The sequence below is a fragment of the Tessaracoccus pujii genome, assembly GCF_054483895.1.
This window is the reverse complement of record NZ_CM137012.1, coordinates 3,148,483-3,168,195: the sequence shown is the minus strand read 5'-3', so window position 1 is coordinate 3,168,195 and position 19,713 is coordinate 3,148,483. Positions and strand designations below refer to the sequence as shown.

Annotated in this window: 19 protein-coding genes and 1 riboswitch; of the genes, 7 read left to right on the top strand and 12 right to left on the bottom strand. The window is 70.7% G+C overall.

Annotated elements, in window-relative coordinates; genetic code table 11:
- Positions 1–34 precede the first annotated feature (34 nt).
- The gene (locus tag ACX1D0_RS14735; protein WP_459018745.1) at positions 35–967 is read right to left on the bottom strand and encodes a PfkB family carbohydrate kinase; all 933 of its coding nucleotides are present in this window, start codon (positions 965–967) and stop codon (positions 35–37) included.
- Positions 968–1,075: 108 nt separating this feature from the next.
- Here ACX1D0_RS14735 and tdh point away from each other — a divergent pair, with 108 nt between their 5' ends.
- From tdh to ACX1D0_RS14700, 7 genes are all read left to right on the top strand, one after another.
- Entirely contained in the window at positions 1,076–2,104 is a 1,029-nt protein-coding gene (gene tdh, locus ACX1D0_RS14730; protein WP_459018744.1) for an L-threonine 3-dehydrogenase, zinc-binding type, read from the top strand.
- Positions 2,105–2,112: 8 nt separating this feature from the next.
- Positions 2,113–3,309 (top strand): glycine C-acetyltransferase, encoded by a 1,197-nt coding sequence (gene kbl, locus ACX1D0_RS14725; RefSeq protein WP_459018743.1) that lies wholly within the window; start codon positions 2,113–2,115, stop codon positions 3,307–3,309.
- 161 nt (positions 3,310–3,470) lie between these two features.
- A riboswitch (TPP riboswitch) is annotated at positions 3,471–3,566 on the top strand.
- Positions 3,559–4,464, top strand: a complete 906-nt coding sequence (gene thiM, locus ACX1D0_RS14720) for a hydroxyethylthiazole kinase (RefSeq protein WP_459018742.1) — start codon at positions 3,559–3,561, stop codon at positions 4,462–4,464. (Overlaps the previous riboswitch by 8 nt.)
- Entirely contained in the window at positions 4,461–5,141 is a 681-nt protein-coding gene (gene thiE / locus ACX1D0_RS14715) for a thiamine phosphate synthase (RefSeq protein WP_459018741.1), read from the top strand. Before thiM ends, thiE begins: the two co-directional genes overlap by 4 nt.
- Positions 5,138–5,989, top strand: coding sequence for a bifunctional hydroxymethylpyrimidine kinase/phosphomethylpyrimidine kinase (gene thiD / locus ACX1D0_RS14710; RefSeq protein ID WP_459018740.1), 852 nt, complete (start codon positions 5,138–5,140; stop codon positions 5,987–5,989). The genes thiE and thiD overlap by 4 nt, the downstream gene beginning before the upstream one ends.
- The gene (locus ACX1D0_RS14705) at positions 5,986–6,672 is read left to right on the top strand and encodes a TenA family protein (RefSeq protein ID WP_459018739.1); all 687 of its coding nucleotides are present in this window, start codon (positions 5,986–5,988) and stop codon (positions 6,670–6,672) included. Before thiD ends, ACX1D0_RS14705 begins: the two co-directional genes overlap by 4 nt.
- A gap of 84 nt (positions 6,673–6,756) precedes the next feature.
- The gene (locus tag ACX1D0_RS14700; RefSeq protein WP_459018738.1) at positions 6,757–9,315 is read left to right on the top strand and encodes a glycogen/starch/alpha-glucan phosphorylase; all 2,559 of its coding nucleotides are present in this window, start codon (positions 6,757–6,759) and stop codon (positions 9,313–9,315) included.
- A 67-nt stretch (positions 9,316–9,382) separates the two neighbouring features.
- On the opposite strand, the gene ACX1D0_RS14695 is transcribed toward ACX1D0_RS14700, so the two are convergent.
- From ACX1D0_RS14695 to dnaK, 11 genes are all read right to left on the bottom strand, one after another.
- Positions 9,383–10,180 (bottom strand): ABC transporter ATP-binding protein, encoded by a 798-nt coding sequence (locus ACX1D0_RS14695; protein ID WP_459018737.1) that lies wholly within the window; start codon positions 10,178–10,180, stop codon positions 9,383–9,385.
- Positions 10,173–11,192: a FecCD family ABC transporter permease gene (locus ACX1D0_RS14690; protein ID WP_459018736.1), complete on the bottom strand. Its 1,020-nt coding sequence runs from the start codon at positions 11,190–11,192 to the stop codon at positions 10,173–10,175. Before ACX1D0_RS14690 ends, ACX1D0_RS14695 begins: the two co-directional genes overlap by 8 nt.
- On the bottom strand, positions 11,189–12,163 hold the full coding sequence (locus ACX1D0_RS14685) for a FecCD family ABC transporter permease (RefSeq protein ID WP_459018735.1): 975 nt from the start codon (positions 12,161–12,163) through the stop codon (positions 11,189–11,191). The genes ACX1D0_RS14690 and ACX1D0_RS14685 overlap by 4 nt, the downstream gene beginning before the upstream one ends.
- Positions 12,160–13,212, bottom strand: coding sequence for an iron-siderophore ABC transporter substrate-binding protein (locus ACX1D0_RS14680; protein WP_459018734.1), 1,053 nt, complete (start codon positions 13,210–13,212; stop codon positions 12,160–12,162). Before ACX1D0_RS14680 ends, ACX1D0_RS14685 begins: the two co-directional genes overlap by 4 nt.
- A 30-nt stretch (positions 13,213–13,242) precedes the next feature.
- On the bottom strand, positions 13,243–14,085 hold the full coding sequence (locus tag ACX1D0_RS14675) for a siderophore-interacting protein (RefSeq protein ID WP_459018733.1): 843 nt from the start codon (positions 14,083–14,085) through the stop codon (positions 13,243–13,245).
- Between the two features lie 55 nt (positions 14,086–14,140).
- Complete coding sequence (locus ACX1D0_RS14670) at positions 14,141–14,755, bottom strand: DUF1707 SHOCT-like domain-containing protein (RefSeq protein ID WP_459018732.1); 615 nt, start codon at positions 14,753–14,755, stop codon at positions 14,141–14,143.
- Between the two features lie 9 nt (positions 14,756–14,764).
- On the bottom strand, positions 14,765–15,226 hold the full coding sequence (locus tag ACX1D0_RS14665; RefSeq protein ID WP_459018731.1) for a hypothetical protein: 462 nt from the start codon (positions 15,224–15,226) through the stop codon (positions 14,765–14,767).
- Between the two features lie 120 nt (positions 15,227–15,346).
- Positions 15,347–15,772 carry a heat shock protein transcriptional repressor HspR gene (locus ACX1D0_RS14660; protein WP_459018730.1) on the bottom strand — a complete coding sequence of 142 codons (426 nt, stop codon included), beginning with the start codon at positions 15,770–15,772 and terminating at the stop codon, positions 15,347–15,349.
- Between the two features lie 4 nt (positions 15,773–15,776).
- Positions 15,777–16,928: a molecular chaperone DnaJ gene (gene dnaJ, locus ACX1D0_RS14655; protein ID WP_459018729.1), complete on the bottom strand. Its 1,152-nt coding sequence runs from the start codon at positions 16,926–16,928 to the stop codon at positions 15,777–15,779.
- 34 nt (positions 16,929–16,962) lie between these two features.
- Positions 16,963–17,496: a nucleotide exchange factor GrpE gene (locus ACX1D0_RS14650; RefSeq protein ID WP_459020464.1), complete on the bottom strand. Its 534-nt coding sequence runs from the start codon at positions 17,494–17,496 to the stop codon at positions 16,963–16,965.
- Positions 17,497–17,528: 32 nt separating this feature from the next.
- On the bottom strand, positions 17,529–19,382 hold the full coding sequence (dnaK, locus tag ACX1D0_RS14645) for a molecular chaperone DnaK (protein ID WP_459018728.1): 1,854 nt from the start codon (positions 19,380–19,382) through the stop codon (positions 17,529–17,531).
- Between the last annotated feature and the right edge of the window lie 331 nt (positions 19,383–19,713).

The window sequence follows — 19,713 nt, the reverse complement described above, 5'->3', positions numbered from 1 at the left end:
TACGTCCGTCCACCGCCCGCGGAAAGGGAGCCGGCTAGGCCGGTTCCGAACGGAACCGGGCGACACCACCCAGTGCGGCGGTGCGGAAGGCTGCGTCGTGCACGCCTGCCACGTGGGCGGCCGCGCAGGCCGACGCCCACGCCACGGTGTCGCGCACGCCGCGACCCTCGAGCACCCCGACGGCCAGCCCCGCCACGAACGCGTCACCCGCCCCCACCGACAGCCGCGGCCGATCCACCGGGCATCCGCCCCGCCACGCGACCCCACCGTCGAGGTAGGCCACCCCTCCGGCGCCGAGCGTGATGATCGGCAACCCCACCCCGTGGCCCGCCAGCGTCGCCAGGTGCCCGGCCACGTCGTCGGCCCGGCGGAGCGCTCCGAGCGCGCGAACCTCGTCGTCGTTGGGCTTGACGGCCGACAGCAGACCGGTGCCGACGGCCGCGACGAGGTACGGGCCCTGGTTGTCCGAGATCACCCGCGCTCCCAGCGCAACGAGCGCCCGCACCGTGCCGGCGAGCGCTTCCGGCGGCACGACCGCGGGGACGGACCCGTTGAGCGTCACGACGTCACCCGGCTGCGCATCCGCGACCACCCGAGCCAGCAACTCCTCGGCCGGGGCGGCCGAGGCCAGCTGATACCCTGGCGAGACCATGTGCGCAGCCACCCTGTCCTCCATGAGGAGCGTCAGATTGTGCCGGGTTCGCCCTGGCACCGGGACGCTGTGCACGGTCACGCCCGCTGCCTCGACGGCGCCCCCGTGCAGCGCGCGCTCGCCCTCCCCGATCAGGTAGTACGCGTGCGCCGGCACGCCGCACTGCACCACACGTCGCGCCACGAACACGCCCTTGCCGGAGGGCACCGACTCGAACGAGCGCGCCTGCTCGACGCCGCCCCAGGTCACGCCGTCGACCAGGAAGTGATCGTCGAAGCCGGTGTTGAACGTGACGGTCCGCACCACTGGGCCCACGGCTCCCCCTCTCGTGTCCGGCGCCGTCGTCGATGACGGATCGGCCTCCAACCTAGCGATCCCGCCCCTCAGTCGTGCCCGGCGGGGGTATCTGCCACGATGGGGCACATGTTGGCGCTGGCGAAGACGCGGCCGGGCCCGGGGCTGGAGTTGATCGAGCTGCCGCGCCCCACCCCGAGTTCGAACGAGGTCCTGATCCGGGTGATGCGGACAGGCATCTGCGGAACCGACCTGCACATCGACGGCTGGGACGGTTGGGCGTCGCAGGTGGTCACCACCCCACGGGTGCTGGGACACGAGTTCTGCGGCGAGATCGTGGAGCTCGGCTCGTCGGTGACCGGTCTCGATGTGGGCCAGTTCGTCTCCGGCGAGGGGCACTACGTGTGCGGGCGCTGCCGGGCGTGCCTGGCCGGGCGGCGGCACCTCTGCCGCAACACCCGCGGCATCGGGTACCACGTCGACGGCGCATTCTGCGAGTACTTCGCCATGCCGGCAGGCAACGTGTGGGTGCACAACTCGCCCGTCGACCCGGACGTCGCGGCGATCTTCGACCCGTTCGGCAACGCCGTCCACGCCGCGCTGCAGTTCCCCGCGCTGGCGGAGGACGTGCTCGTCAGCGGCGCCGGGCCGATCGGCATCATGGCCGCCCTCGTCGCGAAGTTCCAGGGTGCGCGCAACGTCGTCATCACGGACCTGGGCGACGAGCGGCTGGAACTGGCGCGACGGGTGGGCCTGAGCAACACCGTCAACGTGTCGCGGGAGAACCTGGCGGATGTTTACGGGCGCTTCGACATGCACGAGGGGTTCGACATCGGCCTGGAGATGTCCGGCTCGGGCGCGGCGCTCACGTCGATGATCCAGCACATGACACACGGCGGTCGGATCGCGCTGCTTGGCACCCCGACGAGGCCGCTGGAAGTGGACTTCGCCACCATCATCTTCAACATGCTGACCATCCAGGGCGTGACCGGGCGGCAGATCTTCGAGACCTGGTACGCCATGAGCGCGTTGCTGCGCTCCGGGCTGGACATCTCGGGTGTCATCACGCACCGATTCCCCGCGGCGTCGTTCCGCGAGGCGTTCGACGTCGCGGCCGCCGGGCACGCGGGCAAAGTCATCCTGACCTGGGACGAGTGAGGACCACCATGTCATTCCTGGACCACATCCGCAGCGAGCTCACGCAGCTGCGGAACGACGGGCTGTACAAGACGGAGGCGCCGCTGACGACGGCGCAGGCCGCGCACGTCGGCACGCCGTCAGGCGAGGTGATCAACCTGTGCGCCAACAACTACCTGGGGCTGGCGAACTCGAAGGTGCTCATCGACGCGGCCAAACGGGCGTACGACCGCTGGGGCTTCGGCATGGCGTCGGTCCGGTTCATCTGCGGCACGCAGACGCTGCACCAGGACCTGGAGGCGCGCCTGACCGCGTTCCTGCGCAGCGGGAGGAACGGGCACGACGGGTGGGACACCATCCTCTACTCCTCGTGCTTCGACGCCAACGGTGGACTGTTCGAGACCCTGTTCGGCGCGGAGGACGCGATCATCTCCGACGAGCTCAACCACGCGTCGATCATCGACGGCGTCCGCCTCAGCAAGGCCGCGCGCTACCGCTACCGCAACCGCGACATGGCGGACCTGCGCGCGCAGCTTGAGGCGTCGCGGGGGGCGCGCCACCGGGTGATCGCCACCGACGGCGTGTTCTCGATGGACGGCTACGTCGCACCGCTGGACGAGATCTGCGCGCTGGCCGATGAATACGACGCGTTGGTGATGGTGGACGACTCGCACGCGGTGGGCTTCGTCGGCGCCACGGGGGCCGGTACCCCGGAGCGGTTCGGCGTCACGGAGCGGGTGGACATCCTCACCGGCACGCTGGGCAAGGCGCTGGGCGGGGCGTCGGGCGGCTACACCTGCGCACGGAGGGAGGTGGTGGAACTGTTGCGTCAACGGTCGCGGCCCTACCTGTTCAGCAACTCGCTGGCACCGTCGATCGCCGCCGCGACCATCGCTGCGCTGGACCTGCTGGAGACGTCGTCGGATCTGCTGGACCGGTTGGCCGGGCACACGGCCTACTTCCGCCGCCGGATGGTGGAGGAGGGTTTCGAGATTCCGGAGTCGGACCACCCGATCGTGCCGGTGATGCTCGGCGACGCCGTCCTGGCCGCCCGGATGGCCGATGAGGTGCTCGCGCGGGGAGTGTACGTACGGGCGTTCTCCTTCCCCGTCGTGCCTCGGGGTGCGGCGCGGATCCGGACCCAGATGTCGGCGGGATTGTCGCGGGAGGACCTGGACGCGAGTGTCGCGGCGTTCGTGGCGGCCCGCGCCGCCGTCGCGGACTGAGTGGGGCGCCCTGGGCCGCGGGAACGATCCCCCAGTGCGCGTGTCCCCGCGTGGACCCAGGCGGGGACACCCGCACTGGGGGATCGTTTCCGCGCCCGTGGACCCCTGACGATCCGCGCGCGGGTGGGGGTCTCCGGCCCGTGAACCACCCCTGGTAGGCTCGATCACAGCCGGGGTGCCCCGAGGTAGGGGCTGAGAACACACCCGCAACACCTGATCTAGGTCGTGCTAGCGAAGGGAGCCACCTCCATGACCATCCCCAGCCTCACCATCGACGCCGCCGCCGCCGCCGGCGGATCCCACACACACGACGGCACCGCCACCGTCGCCGCAATCCTCAGCGCCGTACGCACCGCGACACCACTCGTGCACTGCATGACCAACACCGTCGTGCCCGAGGTGACTGCAAATGTGCTGCTCGCCGTCGGCGCCGCGCCCGCGATGATCGACCTCCCCGAGGAGGCGGAGATCTTCGCGACGGTGGCCTCGGCGCTGCTCGTCAACGTCGGCAACGGCCTCAGCGAGCAACACGAGGGCATGCGTCGCGCCGCCGCGGCGGCGGACCGGGCCGGCACCCCCTGGGTCCTCGACCCGGTCGCCGTGGGCGCCCTTCCCGTGCGCACCCAGCTCGCCCGCGACCTCCTCGCCCACCGTCCCGCCGCCATCCGCGGCAACGCCTCCGAGATCCTCGGCCTGGCCGGGGCGAGCGGCGGCGGTCGCGGCGTGGACGCCACCGACGAGGTGGAGGCCGCCGTCGAGACCGCCCGCGAGATGTCGCGACAGACGGGAGCCGTCGTCGCGATCTCCGGCCCCGTCGACGTGATCGTCAGCGAAGGCCGCACCACCCGCGTCACGGGCGGGGACCCCCTCATGCCGCTGGTCATCGGGACGGGGTGCGCGCTGGGCGCGACGGTCGCGGCCGCCCTCGGCGCCGCACGCGCCACCGGCCACAGCGCCCACGACGCCGTCGTCGCCGCGCACGCCGTCTTCGGCGCCGCCGGCCTCACCGCCGCCCGCCAGGCGCAGCACCCCGCCAGCTTCCGGACCGCCTGGCTCGACGCCCTGCACGCCCTCACCCCCGACGAGGTCGCGTCCCTGGTCACCCTCGAGGAGGCCGACGAGGCCACGTCCGGCGAGCCGCGGGAACGGCCGTGACCCAGGCGCGCCCCGGGCTGGCCGATGCCGTCGACTGGCGCCTCTACTACGTCACCGACTCGGCGATGTCGGGCGGCCCGGCACACGTCCCCGGCATGGTCGAGCAGGCCGTCCTGGGCGGTGCCGGGGTGGTGCAGGTCCGAGACAAGGACCTTCCCGGCGACGAGTTCCTCGCTCTGGCGCGCGCCTGCGTCGACGCGGCCCGACGTGCCGCTGACCAGACCGGCAGGGCCCCGGCACTCGTGATCAACGACCGCCTGCACGTCGCGGAGGAGCTGGGCCTGCACTTCCACCAGGGCCAGGACGACGGCAACATCCGCCAGGCACGCCGCCGCCTCGGCCCCGACCTCCTCATCGGCCTCAGCATCTCCACCGACGCCCAGCTCGCCCACGAGCTCGAGGACCAGACCGCCGACGTCCTCGGTCTCTCCCCGCTCTGGGACACCCCGACCAAGACCGACGCCGCCGCTGGGCTCGGCCTCGACGGCGCCGCCCGGCTCGCCCGTCGCGCCGGCGGACGAGCCAAGACGGTCGCCATCGGCGGCATCAACGCCCGCAACGCCGCCCAGGTGATCGCCACCGGCGTCGACGGCGTCTGCGTGGTCTCCGCCATCACCACCGCACCAGACCCTCGCGCGGCCGCCGCCGAGCTGCTCGCCCTCTGGAGGATTCCGTGACCACCCCGAAGATCGTGCTCAGCATCGCCGGCTCGGATCCCAGCGGGGGCGCCGGGATCCAGGCGGACCTCAAGACGTTCACCGCGCTCGGCGTATACGGCGCCGCGGCGCTGGCGGGCCTCACCGTCCAGAACACCCAGGGCGTCCGCGCGGCCCGGCCTGTCGACGCCGCCTTCGTGCGGGACCAGATCCTCGCCGTGTTCGACGACCTCCCTGTAGCCGCGACCAAGCTCGGGATGCTGTCCAACGCCGCCGTGGCCACCGCGGTCGCCGACGTCCTCGAGCAGCGCCGAGCCGACGCGGGCCTCATCGTCCTGGACCCGGTCATGATCGCCACCTCCGGCGACGCCCTCCTCACCGACGACGCCGTCGACGTGGTCCGCACCCGCCTGCTCCCCCTCGCCGACGTCGTCACCCCCAACGTCCCGGAGGCCGCAGCCCTCCTCGGCGAGGACCCGGTCACCGACACCAACGGTCTCATCCGGCAGGCCCGCGCACTCGTCGCCGCCGGGGCACGCGCCGTCCTGGCCAAGGGAGGCCACCTCACCGACTCGGAGCTCACCGACGTCTACGCCCACGGTGACACGTTCGCCCTGCTCACCGGCCCCCGCATCCCCACCCGTCACACCCACGGCACCGGCTGCACCCTCAGTTCGGCGATCGCGGCCGTGGCGGCCCGCCGCGGCGACACCCGCGGCACCGGCGTCCGGCTCGAGTCCGTCGAGGAGGCCCGCGACTACCTGATGCGCGCCCTCGAATCCGGCTCCCACTGGCGCCTCAGCCGCACGCCGGACACCGGACACGGCCCCGTGGACCACCTCGTCGGCCGCGCGGAGGTGGGGCTGTGAGCATCGGCTGGGAGCCAGGCGAGTTCAGCGCCCGCGCCTGGGTGGCCACCGCCGGAATCCGCGCCCGCATCGACCACCTCCCCCTCCTCACCGAGCTGGCCGACGGCACCCTGGAGCCGCACCGCTTCGTCGAGTACCTCGGGCAGGACGACTTCTACCTCCGCGGCTACACCCGCGCCCTGGCGACCCTCGCCTCCCGCGCCCCCACCTCCCGGGCCGCCGCGTTCTGGGCACGGAGCGCCGGCGAGGCCGTCCAGGCAGAGGTCCTCATGCACGACGCCCTGCTGGCCGACGACAGGCTCCGCGGCCTCCCGCGCCCCGCCGTCGCCTCCCCCACCACGCGCGCCTACGTGAACTCGCTCCTGGCGGCCACCGCGTTCGAGGCGTACGAGGTGGGGGTCGCGGCGGTGCTGCCCTGCTACTGGGTGTACGCAGACGTGGGCGCCACGCTGGCCGATCGCGCCGCCTCGTTGAGCCCGCATCCGTACGCCGGCTGGGTGGCCGCCTACGCGGACCCCGCCTTCCAGCACGTCACCCGGGAGGCGATCACGCTCCTTGACGACGCCGCCGCGGGCACCGACGACGTCACCAGGGGGCGGATGCTGACCGCCTTCGTCGACGCCACCTACTACGAGGAGCTGTTCTGGGCGGGCTCCTACACCCTGGAGCGCTGGCAAGTCTGAGCGCCCCTCACCCTGACCTGGGCGGCGCCCCCGGCCGCGCCCAGCAGTTGGGACTTTCCGCCGTGGCTGAACTAATCTGAGCGCATGCCTGATATTGCGCCGCCCGGACGTCTGTTGCCCGCGGACGAGACGCCGAACACCGACACCCGCACCTACGGGCCCGCGTCCACCCCGACGCACCCGCTCGCCACGGCCCCCGTGAGCGCGCCGCCCTTCTCCGTGGACGGCTTCGTGCGCGAATTCCTGCACGAACTCAACACCAATCAGGGCGTTCCGCTGTCCCTCTCCAGCGTCAACGACCAGTACCTCGCCCTCGCCAGCACCGTCAAGAACTACCTGATGGCCCGCTGGCTCGAGACCAACCGCAAGACGCGCGAGGCGAAGGTCAAGACCATCGGTTACCTCTCGGCCGAGTACCTCCTCGGCCGCCAGCTGGGCAACGCGCTGCTCGCCACAGATCTCAACGCCATCGCCGCGCAGGGCCTCGAGCTCTGCGGGTTGGATCTGCCCACTCTGCGCGCACAGGAGGTGGAACCCGGCCTCGGCAACGGCGGCCTGGGCCGCCTCGCCGCCTGCTTCATCGACTCCATGGCCACCATGGACGTCCCGAGCATCGGCTACGGCATCCGCTACGAGTACGGCATCTTCAGGCAGACCTTCGTCGACGGCCGCCAGGTGGAGCAGCCCGACACGTGGCTCGCGCTCGGCTCCCCGTGGGAGTTCCCCCACCCGGAGGCCGGCGTGCAGGTCAACTTCGGCGGCCACACCGAGACCTACCTCGACGTCGACGGCCGCGAGCGCAGTCGCTGGGTCCCGGCCTGGAACGTGCTGGGCATCCCGTTCAACTACATGGTGCCCGGATACCTCAACGGCCGCGTGAACACGCTGCGCCTGTGGAGCGCCGCCGCCACCAAGGCGTTCGACCTGCAGATCTTCAACGCCGGCGACTACGCCCAGGCCGTGCGCGCCCAGACCTTCGCCGAGAACATCTCCAAGGTGCTCTACCCCGAGGACTCGACGCCGCAGGGCAAGGAGCTGCGCCTTCAGCAGCAGTACTTCTTTGTGGCCTGCTCGCTGCACGACTTCATCAACAACGAGCTCGAAGAGGGCTTCGACCTGCACAACCTGTCCGAGCGGATCATCTTCCAGCTCAACGACACCCACCCGGTCATCGGCGTCCCGGAGCTCATGCGGATCCTCATCGACGAGAAGGGCTTCGAGTGGGACGAGGCGTGGGAGGTCACCAAGTCCTGCTTCGCCTACACCTGTCATACGCTGTTGCCCGAGGCGCTCGAGGTGTGGTCGACGGATCTCCTGGGCCGGCTGCTCCCGCGCCACCTCGAGATCATCTTCCGGATCAACGAAGAATTCCTCGCCGAGGTCCGCGAGGCGTTCCCCGGCGACGAGATGCGCGCCCGTCGGATGTCGATGATCGCCGAGTTCCCGGAGCGCGGCGTGCGCATGGCGTACCTCGCCACGGTCGCCGGCACCAAGGTCAACGGCGTGGCCGAGCTGCACTCGCAGCTGCTGCGCGACAAGGTGCTCCCGGACTTCTCCGAGATGTGGCCGGACAAGTTCACCAATGTGACCAACGGCGTGACCCCGCGTCGCTTCGTGCGGATGGCCAACTTCAAGCTCGCCGAGCTCATCACCGACGTCATCGGCCCCGGATGGGTCACCGACCTGGAGCGCCTCAAGGAGCTCGAGACGTGCGCCGATGAGCCGGAGTTCCAGGCGAGCTTCCGGGAGGTCAAGGCGTGGAACAAGACCCGCCTCACCAACCTGCTGCGGCAGCGCGACGGCATCGAACTACCGCATGGCCACATGCTCGACGTGATGGTCAAGCGGCTGCACGAGTACAAGCGCCAGTCGCTCAAGATCCTGCACATCGTCTCGCTGTACGAGCAGGTCATCTCCGGCAAGCTCGCCGCCTCCGACGTCACTCCGCGCACCGTCGTGTTCGGCGCCAAGGCGGCCCCTGGCTACCGGATGGCCAAGGACACGATCCACCTCATCAACAGCGTGGCGAAGAAGGTCAACGCCGACGAGAGGCTCGAGGGTCGCCTCAAGGTGGCGTTCCCGGCCAACTACAACGTCACGCTGGCCGAGAAGTTGATCCCGGCCGCCGACCTGTCGGAGCAGATCTCACTGGCCGGCATGGAGGCCTCCGGCACCGGCAACATGAAGTTCGCCCTCAATGGCGCACTCACCATCGGCACGGACGATGGCGCCAACGTCGAGATCCGCCGCCTGGTGGGCGACAAGCACTTCTTCCTGTTCGGGATGTCCGAGCCCCAGGTGGCCGAGCTGGGCGCCAAGGGGTACAACCCGAGCTCCTACTACGAGTCGAACCCGCAGCTCAAGGCGGCGCTGGACCTCATCCTGGCAGGCGAGTTCAGCGACGGGGACCGGCACATGTTCGACTCCGTGGTCTACAACCTGCTGCACCAGGACCGCTTCATGGCTCTGGCGGACTTCGAGGATTACGTGGACGCCCAGGCCAGGGTCGAGGCGCGCTACGCCGACCAGGCTGCCTGGACCCGCTCCGCGATCCTCAACGTGGCTCGCAGCGGGTACTTCAGCTCGGACCGCTCGATGCGCGACTACCTGCAGCGGATCTGGCACACCACGCCGATGATCTGATCCCGCACCGACCCGAAGGGGCCCTGCCAACTCCAGTCCCGGCTGACATCAGCGCCCCCACGTGCACTCAGTCGGCGGGCCCCTGGTGGCGGCCGACCGGGACCACCAGCGGGGTGCCGGAGACCGGGTCGGGGATGACCCGGCTCGGCACACCGAACACGTCACGCACCATGTCCTCGGTCACCACGTCCGACGGCGCGCCCGCGGCCACCACGGCCCCGTCGCGCATCGCGATCAGCCGGTGGCTGTAGCGGGCGGCGAGGTTGAGGTCGTGCAGCACCATCACCACCGTCGTGCCCCGCTGCCGGTTGAGGTCGACGACGAGGTCGAGTACCTCGACGGCTCGGGCGATGTCGAGGAACGAGATGGGCTCGTCGAGCAGCAGGGTCGCGGTGCGCTGCGCGAGCACGGTGGCGATCCACACGCGCTGCCGCTGACCGCCGGACAGCTGATCCACCCGGCGCCCCGCCAGCTCAGCGGTGCGGGTCATCGCAAGCGCCTCGTCGACGGCGTCCTGGTCGGCCCGCGACCAGCCGCCGAGCATCGCCCGGTGCGGGTGTCGCCCCAGCCCCACCAGCTCCGCGACCGTCATCGCCTCCGGTGTGACCGGCGCCTGCGGCAGGAGCCCCAGCCGGCGGGCCAGCGCGCGGGCGGGGAGCGTGGCCACGTCATCGCCGTCGAGGAGGATCTGCCCCGACGACGGTGCCAGCAGCCGGCTGAACCCGCGCAGCAGCGTCGACTTACCGCAGCCGTTGGGCCCGACGATGCTCGTGATCCGCCCGGCGGGCACGTGCACGTCGAGGTCCCGCGCGACGACGCGCTCGCCGTAGCCCAGCGTCACCGATCGCGCGATGAGCTCACCCATGGATCTCCTCCTCCGAGGTCGAACGCAGCAGCAGCGCCACCAGCATGGGCGCGCCAAGAAGCCCGGTGATGATCCCCACCGGCAGGGGGCCCCACGGCCAACGCGCGTCGCCCAGCAGGTCGGCGGCCAGGACGACGACGGAACCCACCAGCGCCGCCAGGGGCAGGGACGACCGGCCGGCGTTGAGCCGCCGCGCGATCGGCCCGGCCAGCAGGCCCACGAAGGCGATGGGCCCCGCCACAGAGGTCGCGGCGCCGGTGAGCAGGACCACCACCAGAAGAACGCCGAGCCGCACGCGGGGAACGCGGACTCCTAGCCCGCCGGCCAGGTCGTCGCCGACCTCGATGAGCCGCAGCGGCCGGCCGAGGAGCAGCAGCAGCGGCAGCCCCACCGCCACGGCCGCCCACAGCCGCGCCACCCCGTCCCACGTCATGGACCCCAGGCTGCCGCTCAGCCAGCGCATGGCGTCGCGTGCCTGGTAGACGCTGCCGCGGATCAGCACCCAGTGGATGACCGCCTGCAGCGCGAACGCGAGCCCGAGGCCGATGAGGATGATCCGGTTGGACGCCGAGTGGGCGCCGCCCGACAGCACGAAAATGCCGAGCGCCACCGCCAGGCCGCCTGCGAACGCCGCCGCGGTGACCTGGGCGCCCGTGAGCCCGAACACGACCAGCCCGGTGACCGCGGCCGCGCTGGCGCCCAGGGTCACGCCCATGACGTCGGGGCTGGCCAGCGGATTGCGCAGCATGGACTGGAACGCCGCGCCCGACCCGCCGAGGGCGAGCCCGGCGGCCAGCGCGACCAGCGCCGTCGGCAGCTTGGTCTCCAGGAAGATGAAGCTGGCCGGGCCCAGATCCTCGCCGCCCAGGATGCGCAGCGCGTCGAGGGCCGCGATCTGGTAGTCGCCCAGCAGCGCGCGGGCCACGAGCAGCCCAGCCACAGTGACGGCTGCGGCGCCCGTCACGAACCGACGGCGGCGCACCGTCGCGGCCCGGAGCGCGGCGGCGCTCATGCGTGAACCGACCTACGCACCAGCGCCACCAGAACCGGTGCGCCCAGCAGGAGCACGACCAGCCCTGCGGAGATCTCCGCGGGCGGCATGACCACACGTCCGATGATGTCGGCGGTCAGCAGCAGCACGGGCCCGAGCACCAGTGACCCGGCAATGACGATGCGGTAGTCGGGGCCGACGAGCAGCCGGACGATGTGCGGCACGACGAGGCCGACGAACCCGATGGGGCCGACCACCGCGACCGACCCTGCGGCCAGCAGCACCGCGCCGGTGCCCAGTAGGGCCCGCGCGCGCCGGGTTCGGGTCCCGAGCGCGGTGGCGAGGTCGTCGCCCACCGCGAGGGTGTTGAGGGTGGCGCCGGCCCACACGGTCATCGCGGCGCCGGCCAGGAGGACGGGCAGCGAGGGCAGGAGCAGTGGGAGACCGCGGCCGCCGATCGAGCCCACCTGCCAGAAGCGCATCACCTCGAGCGCGGCCTGGTTGCGGATCGTCACCGCAGACACGGCGCTGAGGCAGGCGGCGGTGACGGCGGCGCCGAGGAGGACGAGCAGGACCGGATCGGTGCGGCCGCGGCTGAGCAGCGCGACGAACCCCGCGGCGGCAGCTGCGCCCAGCAGGCTGAGGCCCACGATGGTGCCCTGGGAGGCCCCCACTCCGGTGACGACGCCCAACGCGATCGCCAGCGCCGCCCCGGCGTTGATCCCGAGCAGGCCCGGATCCGCGAGTGGGTTGCGGGTGATCCCCTGCAGGATGGCGCCGGACAGGGCGAGGGCCGCCCCGCAGACCAGACCGACGAGGGTCCGGTCCACGCGGGCGGCGAGAATCGCGGCGGAGACGGGCTCGCGGCCGGTGAGGAACGCGATGACGTCGCCCATCGGTACGCTCACCGCACCGAACCCGAACGAGGCCAGCGCCGCGGCCACCAGGCAGCCGACGGCGATCGCGCCGCCTGCTGCCCGCGGCAGCGTCACTGGACCTTCGCGGCGGCCTCCGCCAGCAGCGGCAGGAACTTCTCGACCGCGACGGGGATGCTGAGCGGGGTGGGGCTGGACAGCGGCAGGGCAAGCGTCGGGTCGCCCGAGGCCACGAACGCGCCGGTCTTCAGCGCCGGTAGATCCTGGATGAGCGGCGCGGCCTGGATGTCGGGCAGCTTCACCGAGTCGTCGGTGTAGAAGACGATCACATCGGCCTCGAACTCCGATGCCCGCTCGGCGGACACGTCGACGGAGAACTGGCCCCGCGCGCCGTCGCTCAACCCGGTGACGATGGCAGGGGTCTGGAAGCCGACCGCGTCGAGGAAGCGCGGACGGGCGTCGGTGGCGCTGTAGACGCCGAATTTCGAGTAGTCGGCGGCAGCGAACCAGATCCACGCGGCGGATGTGCCCGCGATCTCCGGGTACTGCGCTCCGGCCTCCTCCAGGAGGGAGGTGGTGTCGGCCTCCACCTCGGCCGCACGCTCGCTGCGACCCACAGCCCGGCCGACGAGCTCGAGCGAGTCCTGCCAGGAGGTGGACCAGGGCGCCTCCGGGTACGCGACCACCGGCGCCACCTTGCTCAGCGTGTCGTACTCCTCCTGTGTCAGGCCGGAGTTGGTGGCGAGGATGAGGTCCGGCTCGAGGGCGACGATCTCCTCGACCGGTGCCCCGGCTGAGTCGTCGTAGCGGGTGGGCTGGTCGCCGCCCAACTCGGCGACGGCGGCGTCGAACCAGTCCGTGGAGCCGGCGGCGTTACCGCCCCAGGTGATCTTCACGGCGCCGACCGGCACGACGCCGAGCGAGACGAGTGTCTCGTGGTCGGTCCACCCGATGGTGGCGACGCGGGTGGGCTCCGCCTCGATCACCGCCTCGCCCAGGGCGTGGGCCACGGTGACCGGGAAGGCTTCGGCAGCGGTGGCCTCCGACGAGGCTACCGTCGCGGACGACGTGCTGTCGGGGCTCGAGGTCGCGGCCGGGCCGGTGCTGCAGGCGCTGAGAGCGAGCACGGCGGCAACCGCGCCCGCGACGCGGGACAGAAGTGACATGGGTTTCCTTGTTTCGTAGGGCAGGGACGGTCAGGCGCGTGCCTGGCCGAGCTTCCAGTAGCCGGAGAACAGCACCTGCTGCTTCACGACGCCGCGCTCGGTGACGAGGAGACGGCGGCACGCGGCAGCGAGGTCGCTCTCCCCGCAGAGATAGAAGTAGTCGTACGACGCGGTGTCGAGTTCGCGCAGGAGCCCCAACGCCCGCTCACCCGGCGCCGCCCCGTCGCGGGTGACGACGGTGAGACCCGGATGCCAGGGCAGCGGCGTCAGGTGCGCGACATCGGGGGTCTCGACGATGATCCGGCAGTCGGGGTCCAGGTCGTGAGCCTCAAGGATCGCGGCCAGGCCCGGGGCGGCGGTCTCGTCGACCACGAAGCAGAGGCGCGAGGCTGCGCCGGGGAGGAAGAGGGCGCCGCACTGGCGGAAACCCACCCGATCACCCGGGGCGGCCCCAAGCGCCCAGGCGGAGCCGGGGCCGTCGGTGCCGTGCGTGACGATGTCGACGTCGACGGTGCCGGCGCCGGGATCGTGGCGGCGGACGGTGTACCAGCGCAGCACGGGGCGATCACCCTCGGGTATCTCCGCGACGGCGGCGCGGATGTTGAACCGCTCGGCGTCCGGCAGCACGAGCTGCCCCGACCCACCGGGCATGAGGAGCCCGAAGTACTCATCTGCGCCCACGCACTCGAGCCCGACGAACTCGGCGGCGCGGAGGGTGATCCGCCTGACCGAGGCGGCCGGGGAGGTCACGGCGATCACCTGGGCCTCGACCAGGCGGTGCCCACGGGCCACCGGCGTGGCCGCCATGGCGCCCCGGGCCCTCGTCTTGGCGAGGCGGTACTGCGCCTTCTCAATCAGCGTCGCGATCGTCACGGAAGTTAGGCTAACCTAACTTCGGCATTACGCAAACCGCGTCTTGCCAAATGTCTCAGCGGGTGGGCGCCTGCGCTCGGCGGGACAATCTCACGTCGTTGCCTGCCCAGAACAGGAATCCCTTCAGGACGAGCGTTCCGTTCGAACCGTCTCCTCGGGCGGGGCCCTCGATGTCGTTGCCCGCCATGACCGCGATGGACTCGTCGATGACCCGCACCCCGGCAGGCACGTAGATGTCGTGTCCGGCCATGACGGCGGAGAGTTCCATCGTGAGCACGACCCCTGGGCCCATGACGTCGTCGAGGTGGATGGTGTCGCCGCCCCACCATGCGACGTTGCGATACAGGGTGGTGCCGGGGGCGACGTCGACCTCGCGGCCGCTCATGATCGTGAACGACGGCGCACCCGCGGCGACCACCGGCGCGGCATGCGCCAGGGGCTGGAGCGGGGCGACCGTGGAGGTCGCCAGCTCCAGCCCCTCGGGCAGATCGTCGACGAGCTGGGGGAACTCGTCGGTGAATCGCACCCGCAGGGCCGCGTCCTGCCGCTCCCCCAACTCCTCGACCGTCAGCCTCCCCTCCGCGTGGGCACGCTGGAGCACGGTCAGGACCGCGTCACGGTCTGCGTCTCCGGCGCGAAGGCGCCTGTGCGGAACCAGCTCGTCGGACATGCCAGCAGTCTAGGACGCGGGGGGTCCGGGCACCTCCGGGCCGTCCTGCTCCTCGTCCTCAGCTCCATGGCGAGCCTCGCCGCGACCCCTGTCCGCCATCTCGCGGTAGCCCTTGGTGAGCTCCTCCACGAACTTGTTGATCTGATCGCGCATCTGGGCCAGGAACGCCTTGGCGCCCTCGGTGGAGTCGTTGTCCGGGTGAGCCGCGACATACTGGCGCTGCTGCTCCTCGTAGAAGGTCTTGGCTTTGTCGCCGACGAAACCGGCGAAGCCGACGGCGGCGAAGGCGGCCTCGGCGGCCACCTTCTTGAGGTTCTCCCCGATGTTCTCCGGCGACACTCGATCCTGCGGATCCGCCGCCGTCACCTGCTCGTGCTCCGGCCCGAGCTCGGGCTCCGGCTCGAAGTCCTTGGTGTCCTCGGCGTCCAGGAAGGTTGCCATGGGGACCTCGTCGTGCTCGTGGTGCGTCATGATGTGTCCTCCTCCATCCGGGCGACTCACCCGGAGTGTCATACCAGTGTGCCGCGTTTCCGGCGCTTGTCACAGGGGGTGTCACCCTGATTCTGCCCCCGAATCGCCCCTGGTGGACGCCTATCCGGCCACCGAGGGCGGCAGCGCGAGGCGGCGGACCGGGCGGGACCGGCCGGCGTGGACGGCGCCCGAGGACTCGGCGGTGAAGATGCGCATCGCCGCCTCGTGCGTCTGCAGCCGGCGAATGGTGTCGGTCAGCCGCTCCACCTGATCCCGCAGCCCCTCGACCTCGGCTTCCAGCGCGAGGATGCGCCGGATCCCCTCCAGGTTGATGCCCTCGGTCTGGCTGAGGTGCTGGACGTGGCGGAGCTTGGCCACATCCCTGAGGGAGTACCGCCGGCCCCTGCCTCGAGCGCGCTGCGGCACCACCAGGCCCAGCCTGTCGTAGCCGCGCAACGTCTGCGCGTGCATGTCAGCCAACGAGGCCGCGACGGACACCGGGAAGACGGCCGCGTCGATGTCGAACAGCTGGGGCAGGCTCGTCATGCTCTCACCCGCCGAACAGGGAGGCCCTGGGGTTGGTCTCGTGCGCCTTCTCCGCGTACTCCTGGAGAGCCCGCTTGGCCTCGTCGCTCAGGTCATCGGGCACCTGCACGTTGAGGGTGACCAGGAGGTCTCCCATGGTGCCGTCCGACTTGCGGGCGCCCTTGCCGCGCACCCGCATCGTGCGGCCGTTGGGGGTCGACGGCGGCACCCGCAGCTTCACGTTGGCGCCGCCCAACGTGGGGATGGTGATCTCCGCGCCGAGCGACGCCTCGGCGAACGTGACGGGCACCTCCAGGGTGAGGTTGCTGCCATTGCGTCCGAAGAGCCGGTGAGCCTTGACTTTCACGCTCACGTACAGGTCTCCCGGGGCGCCGCCGTTCTCGCCGGCCGCCCCCTTCCCCTTGAGCCGGATCCGCTGCCCGTCGGACACCCCGGCCGGGATGCGCACCTGCATGGTCTTGGTGGAGCGGCCGCGGCCCGATCCCTCGCAGTCCGGGCACGGGTCCTCGACGATCAGACCGCGTCCCAGGCACTCTGTGCACGGCTCGCTCATGTGGAACACGCCACCGGCCTGGGTCGACTGCATGCCGGACCCCTCACATCGCGGGCAGACCCGAGGCAGGGAGCCGGCCTTGGCGCCGGTGCCCCGGCACGACGCACACGGCTGATCCGAGATGGTGCGCATCGTCACCGTCGCGCCCTCGACCGCCTGCTCGAAGGTGATGGTCACATCACCCTCGATGTCGGCACCTCGACGTGGGCCGCGCTGTGTCGCCCGACGGGTGGCACCCGTCTGGGCGAACAGCCCACCGAAGATGTCGCCGAATCCGGCGTTGCCCTGGCCGGCCTGGGCGTTGCGGAGGAGGTCCTCGAACCCCGCCGGTCCGCCCTGGCCGGGCCTGGTGAACTTGAAGCCACCGCCGAACAGGCTTCGTGCCTCGTCGTACTCCTTGCGCTTCTCGGTGTCACTGAGGATGGCGTTGGCCTCCGACGCCTCCTTGAAGCGGGACAGCGCCGCGTGGTTGTCCGGATTCTGATCCGGGTGGTTGTCCTTGGCGATCTGGCGGAACGCCTTCTTGATCTCATCGGCACTGGCGCTCTTGGAGACGCCGAGGACCTTGTAGTAGTCCTTTTCGAGCCAGTCCTTCGTGCTCATCTGTCGATCATCTCCCTTCTGCCGATGTCTGTGATCAGGGGTTGGCCACGGCGACGCGCGCGGGCCGGATGACCCTCGAGCCCAGCAGGTAGCCCTGCTGCATGACCTGCGAGATGGTCACCACGGAGACCGGCTCGTCGAGCGGCACCGACATGAGCGCCTCGTGCAGGTTCGGATCGAATTCCTCGCCCACCGCCCCGAACATGGTCAGGCCGTGCTTGGCCGCGACCTTCTGCAGCTCGTCGGCGATCATCTTGAAGCCGCCCTCGATGTTCTCGTGCTGCCTGGCCAGTTCGATGTGATCCAGCACCGGCATGAGGTCTCCCACGACGGCTTCGATCCCTGACTGACGGGCGAGGTCGCGGTCCCGGTCCACGCGCTTCTTGTAGTTGACGTACTCGGCTGCCACGCGCTGCAGGTCCAGGGTCCTCTCGGCGACGAGCGCCTCGAGTTCTGCCACCCTGCCCGCGCCGGGATCGAGGGTCTGAGCCTCTTCCCGTCGGGCCTCAGCGGCGTCCTGGTCCTGAACGGCCTCGGGTGAGGGCGCCGCCTGGACGCCCTCACCCACAGCCTCGCCGTTCGGTACGAACTGCGAATCGGTCACTTGTTGTCCTTCTCCTCTTCGACGATCTCGGCCTCGACCACGTCGTCCTCACCCTCCTGGGCGGACCCGGTGGAGGACTCGGACTGGGCCGACTCCTCGGCCTGCCTCGCCTGGGCGGCGGCGTAGATGGCCTGGCCCATGGACGCGGCCTTCGTGTTGAGGTCGTCGATCGCGGTCTTCACCACGTCGTTGTCCTCACCCTTGAGTGCCTCCTTGAGCGCCTCGGTGGCCTCCACGACCGGAGCCTTGACGTCCTCACCGATGGTATCGGCGTGCTCGGCCAGAAGCTTCTCGGTGCGGAACACCAGTGCGTCGCCCTCGTTGCGCATGTCGACGGCCTCGCGGCGCTTGCGGTCCTCCTCGGCGTGCGACTCCGCGTCGCGCACCATGCGGTCGATGTCCTCCTTGCCGAGGGCCGAGCCGCCGGTCACGGTCATGGACTGCTCCTTGCCGGTGGCCAGGTCCTTGGCGCCGACGTGCACGATGCCGTTGGCGTCGATGTCGAAAGTCACCTCGATCTGCGGCACCGAGCGGGGCGCCGGCAGGAGGCCGGTCAGCTCGAAGTTGCCCAGGGACTTGTTGTCGCGGGCGAACTCACGCTCACCCTGGTACACCTGGATCATCACGGCGGGCTGGTTGTCCTCAGCGGTGGTGAACACCTCCGAGCGCTTGATCGGGATGGTGGTGTTGCGCTCGATGATCTTGGTCATCACGCCGCCCTTGGTCTCGATACCGAGGCTCAGCGGGGTGACGTCGAGGAGCAGCACGTCCTTGACCTCGCCCTTGAGCACACCGGCCTGCAGGGACGCGCCCAGGGCCACGACCTCGTCGGGGTTGACGCCCTTGTTGGGCTCCTTGCCGCCGGTGAGTTCCTTGACCAGGTCCACGACGGCGGGCATGCGGGTGGAGCCGCCGACCAGGAGCACAGTGTCGATCTTGTTCACCGAGGTCTTCGCGTCGGAGATGACCGCGTTGAAGGGCGCGCGGCAGCGGTCCAGCAGGTTCTGGGTCATGCGCTGGAACTCGGAGCGGGAGAGCTTCTCGTCCAGGTGCAGCGGGCCCTCGGACGAGGCGGTGATGTAGGGCAGGTTGATGGAGGTCTCGGAGGCCGAGCTCAGCTCGATCTTCGCGCGCTCGGCCGCCTCCTGCAGGCGCTGGCGAGCCATCTTGTCCTTGGCCAGGTCCACGCCGTGCTTGTTCTTGAACTGCGTGGCCAGCCAGTCCACCACCACGGCGTCCCAGTCGTCGCCGCCGAGGCGGTTGTCTCCCTTGGTGGCCTTGACCTCGAACACGCCGCCCTCGATCTCGAGCAGGGACACGTCGAAGGTGCCGCCGCCGAGGTCGAAGACGAGGACGGTCTGCTCGGCGCCACCCTTGTCCAGGCCGTAGGCCAGCGCGGCCGCGGTGGGCTCGTTGATGATGCGGTCCACCACGAGGCCGGCGATCTCGCCCGCCTCCTTGGTGGCCTGACGCTCGGCGTCGGAGAAGTACGCGGGAACGGTGATGACGGCGTTGGTGACGGACTCCCCGAGGTAGGCCTCGGCGTCGCGCTTCAGCTTCTGCAGCACGAAGGCGCTGATCTGCTGGGGACGGTAGTCCTTGCCGTCGACGGTGGTCTTCCAGTCCGTGCCCATGTGGCGCTTGACGGAGCGGATGGTGCGGTCCACGTTGGTGACCGCCTGACGCTTGGCGACCTCGCCGACGAGGACCTCGCCGGAGTTCGAGAACGCCACGACCGACGGGGTGGTGCGGGCACCCTCCGCGTTGGGAATGACGGTGGGCTCGCCACCCTCGAGGACGGCGACGACAGAGTTGGTGGTGCCGAGGTCGATGCCTACTGCACGAGCCATGGGGGTTCCTCCTGTGGAGACAAGTCTGGTTTCAGGGCCTTGAGCCGGGTTCACTCAAGTTAACCACATGAGCCCGCCGGGCTCAAGTTCGAGTTGAGCCACCTCCGCTCAACCCCGTTCCCAAAGATGCGAACGCGCTCAGGGTTCTCGCTCAGGCGCACACTCCACGAACCCCCTGGCCTCCCCGGCCTCACCGCCATCCGTCGAATCACGCGGTTTATGTTCCTCCAGCACGGTGGTCGGGCCTCACAGGCCCCCGAGTCCCGCACTGGAGGAACAAAAACCGCGCCTGACTCCTGCCCAGCCCTGGTGATCGAGCCCTGAAGCTAGG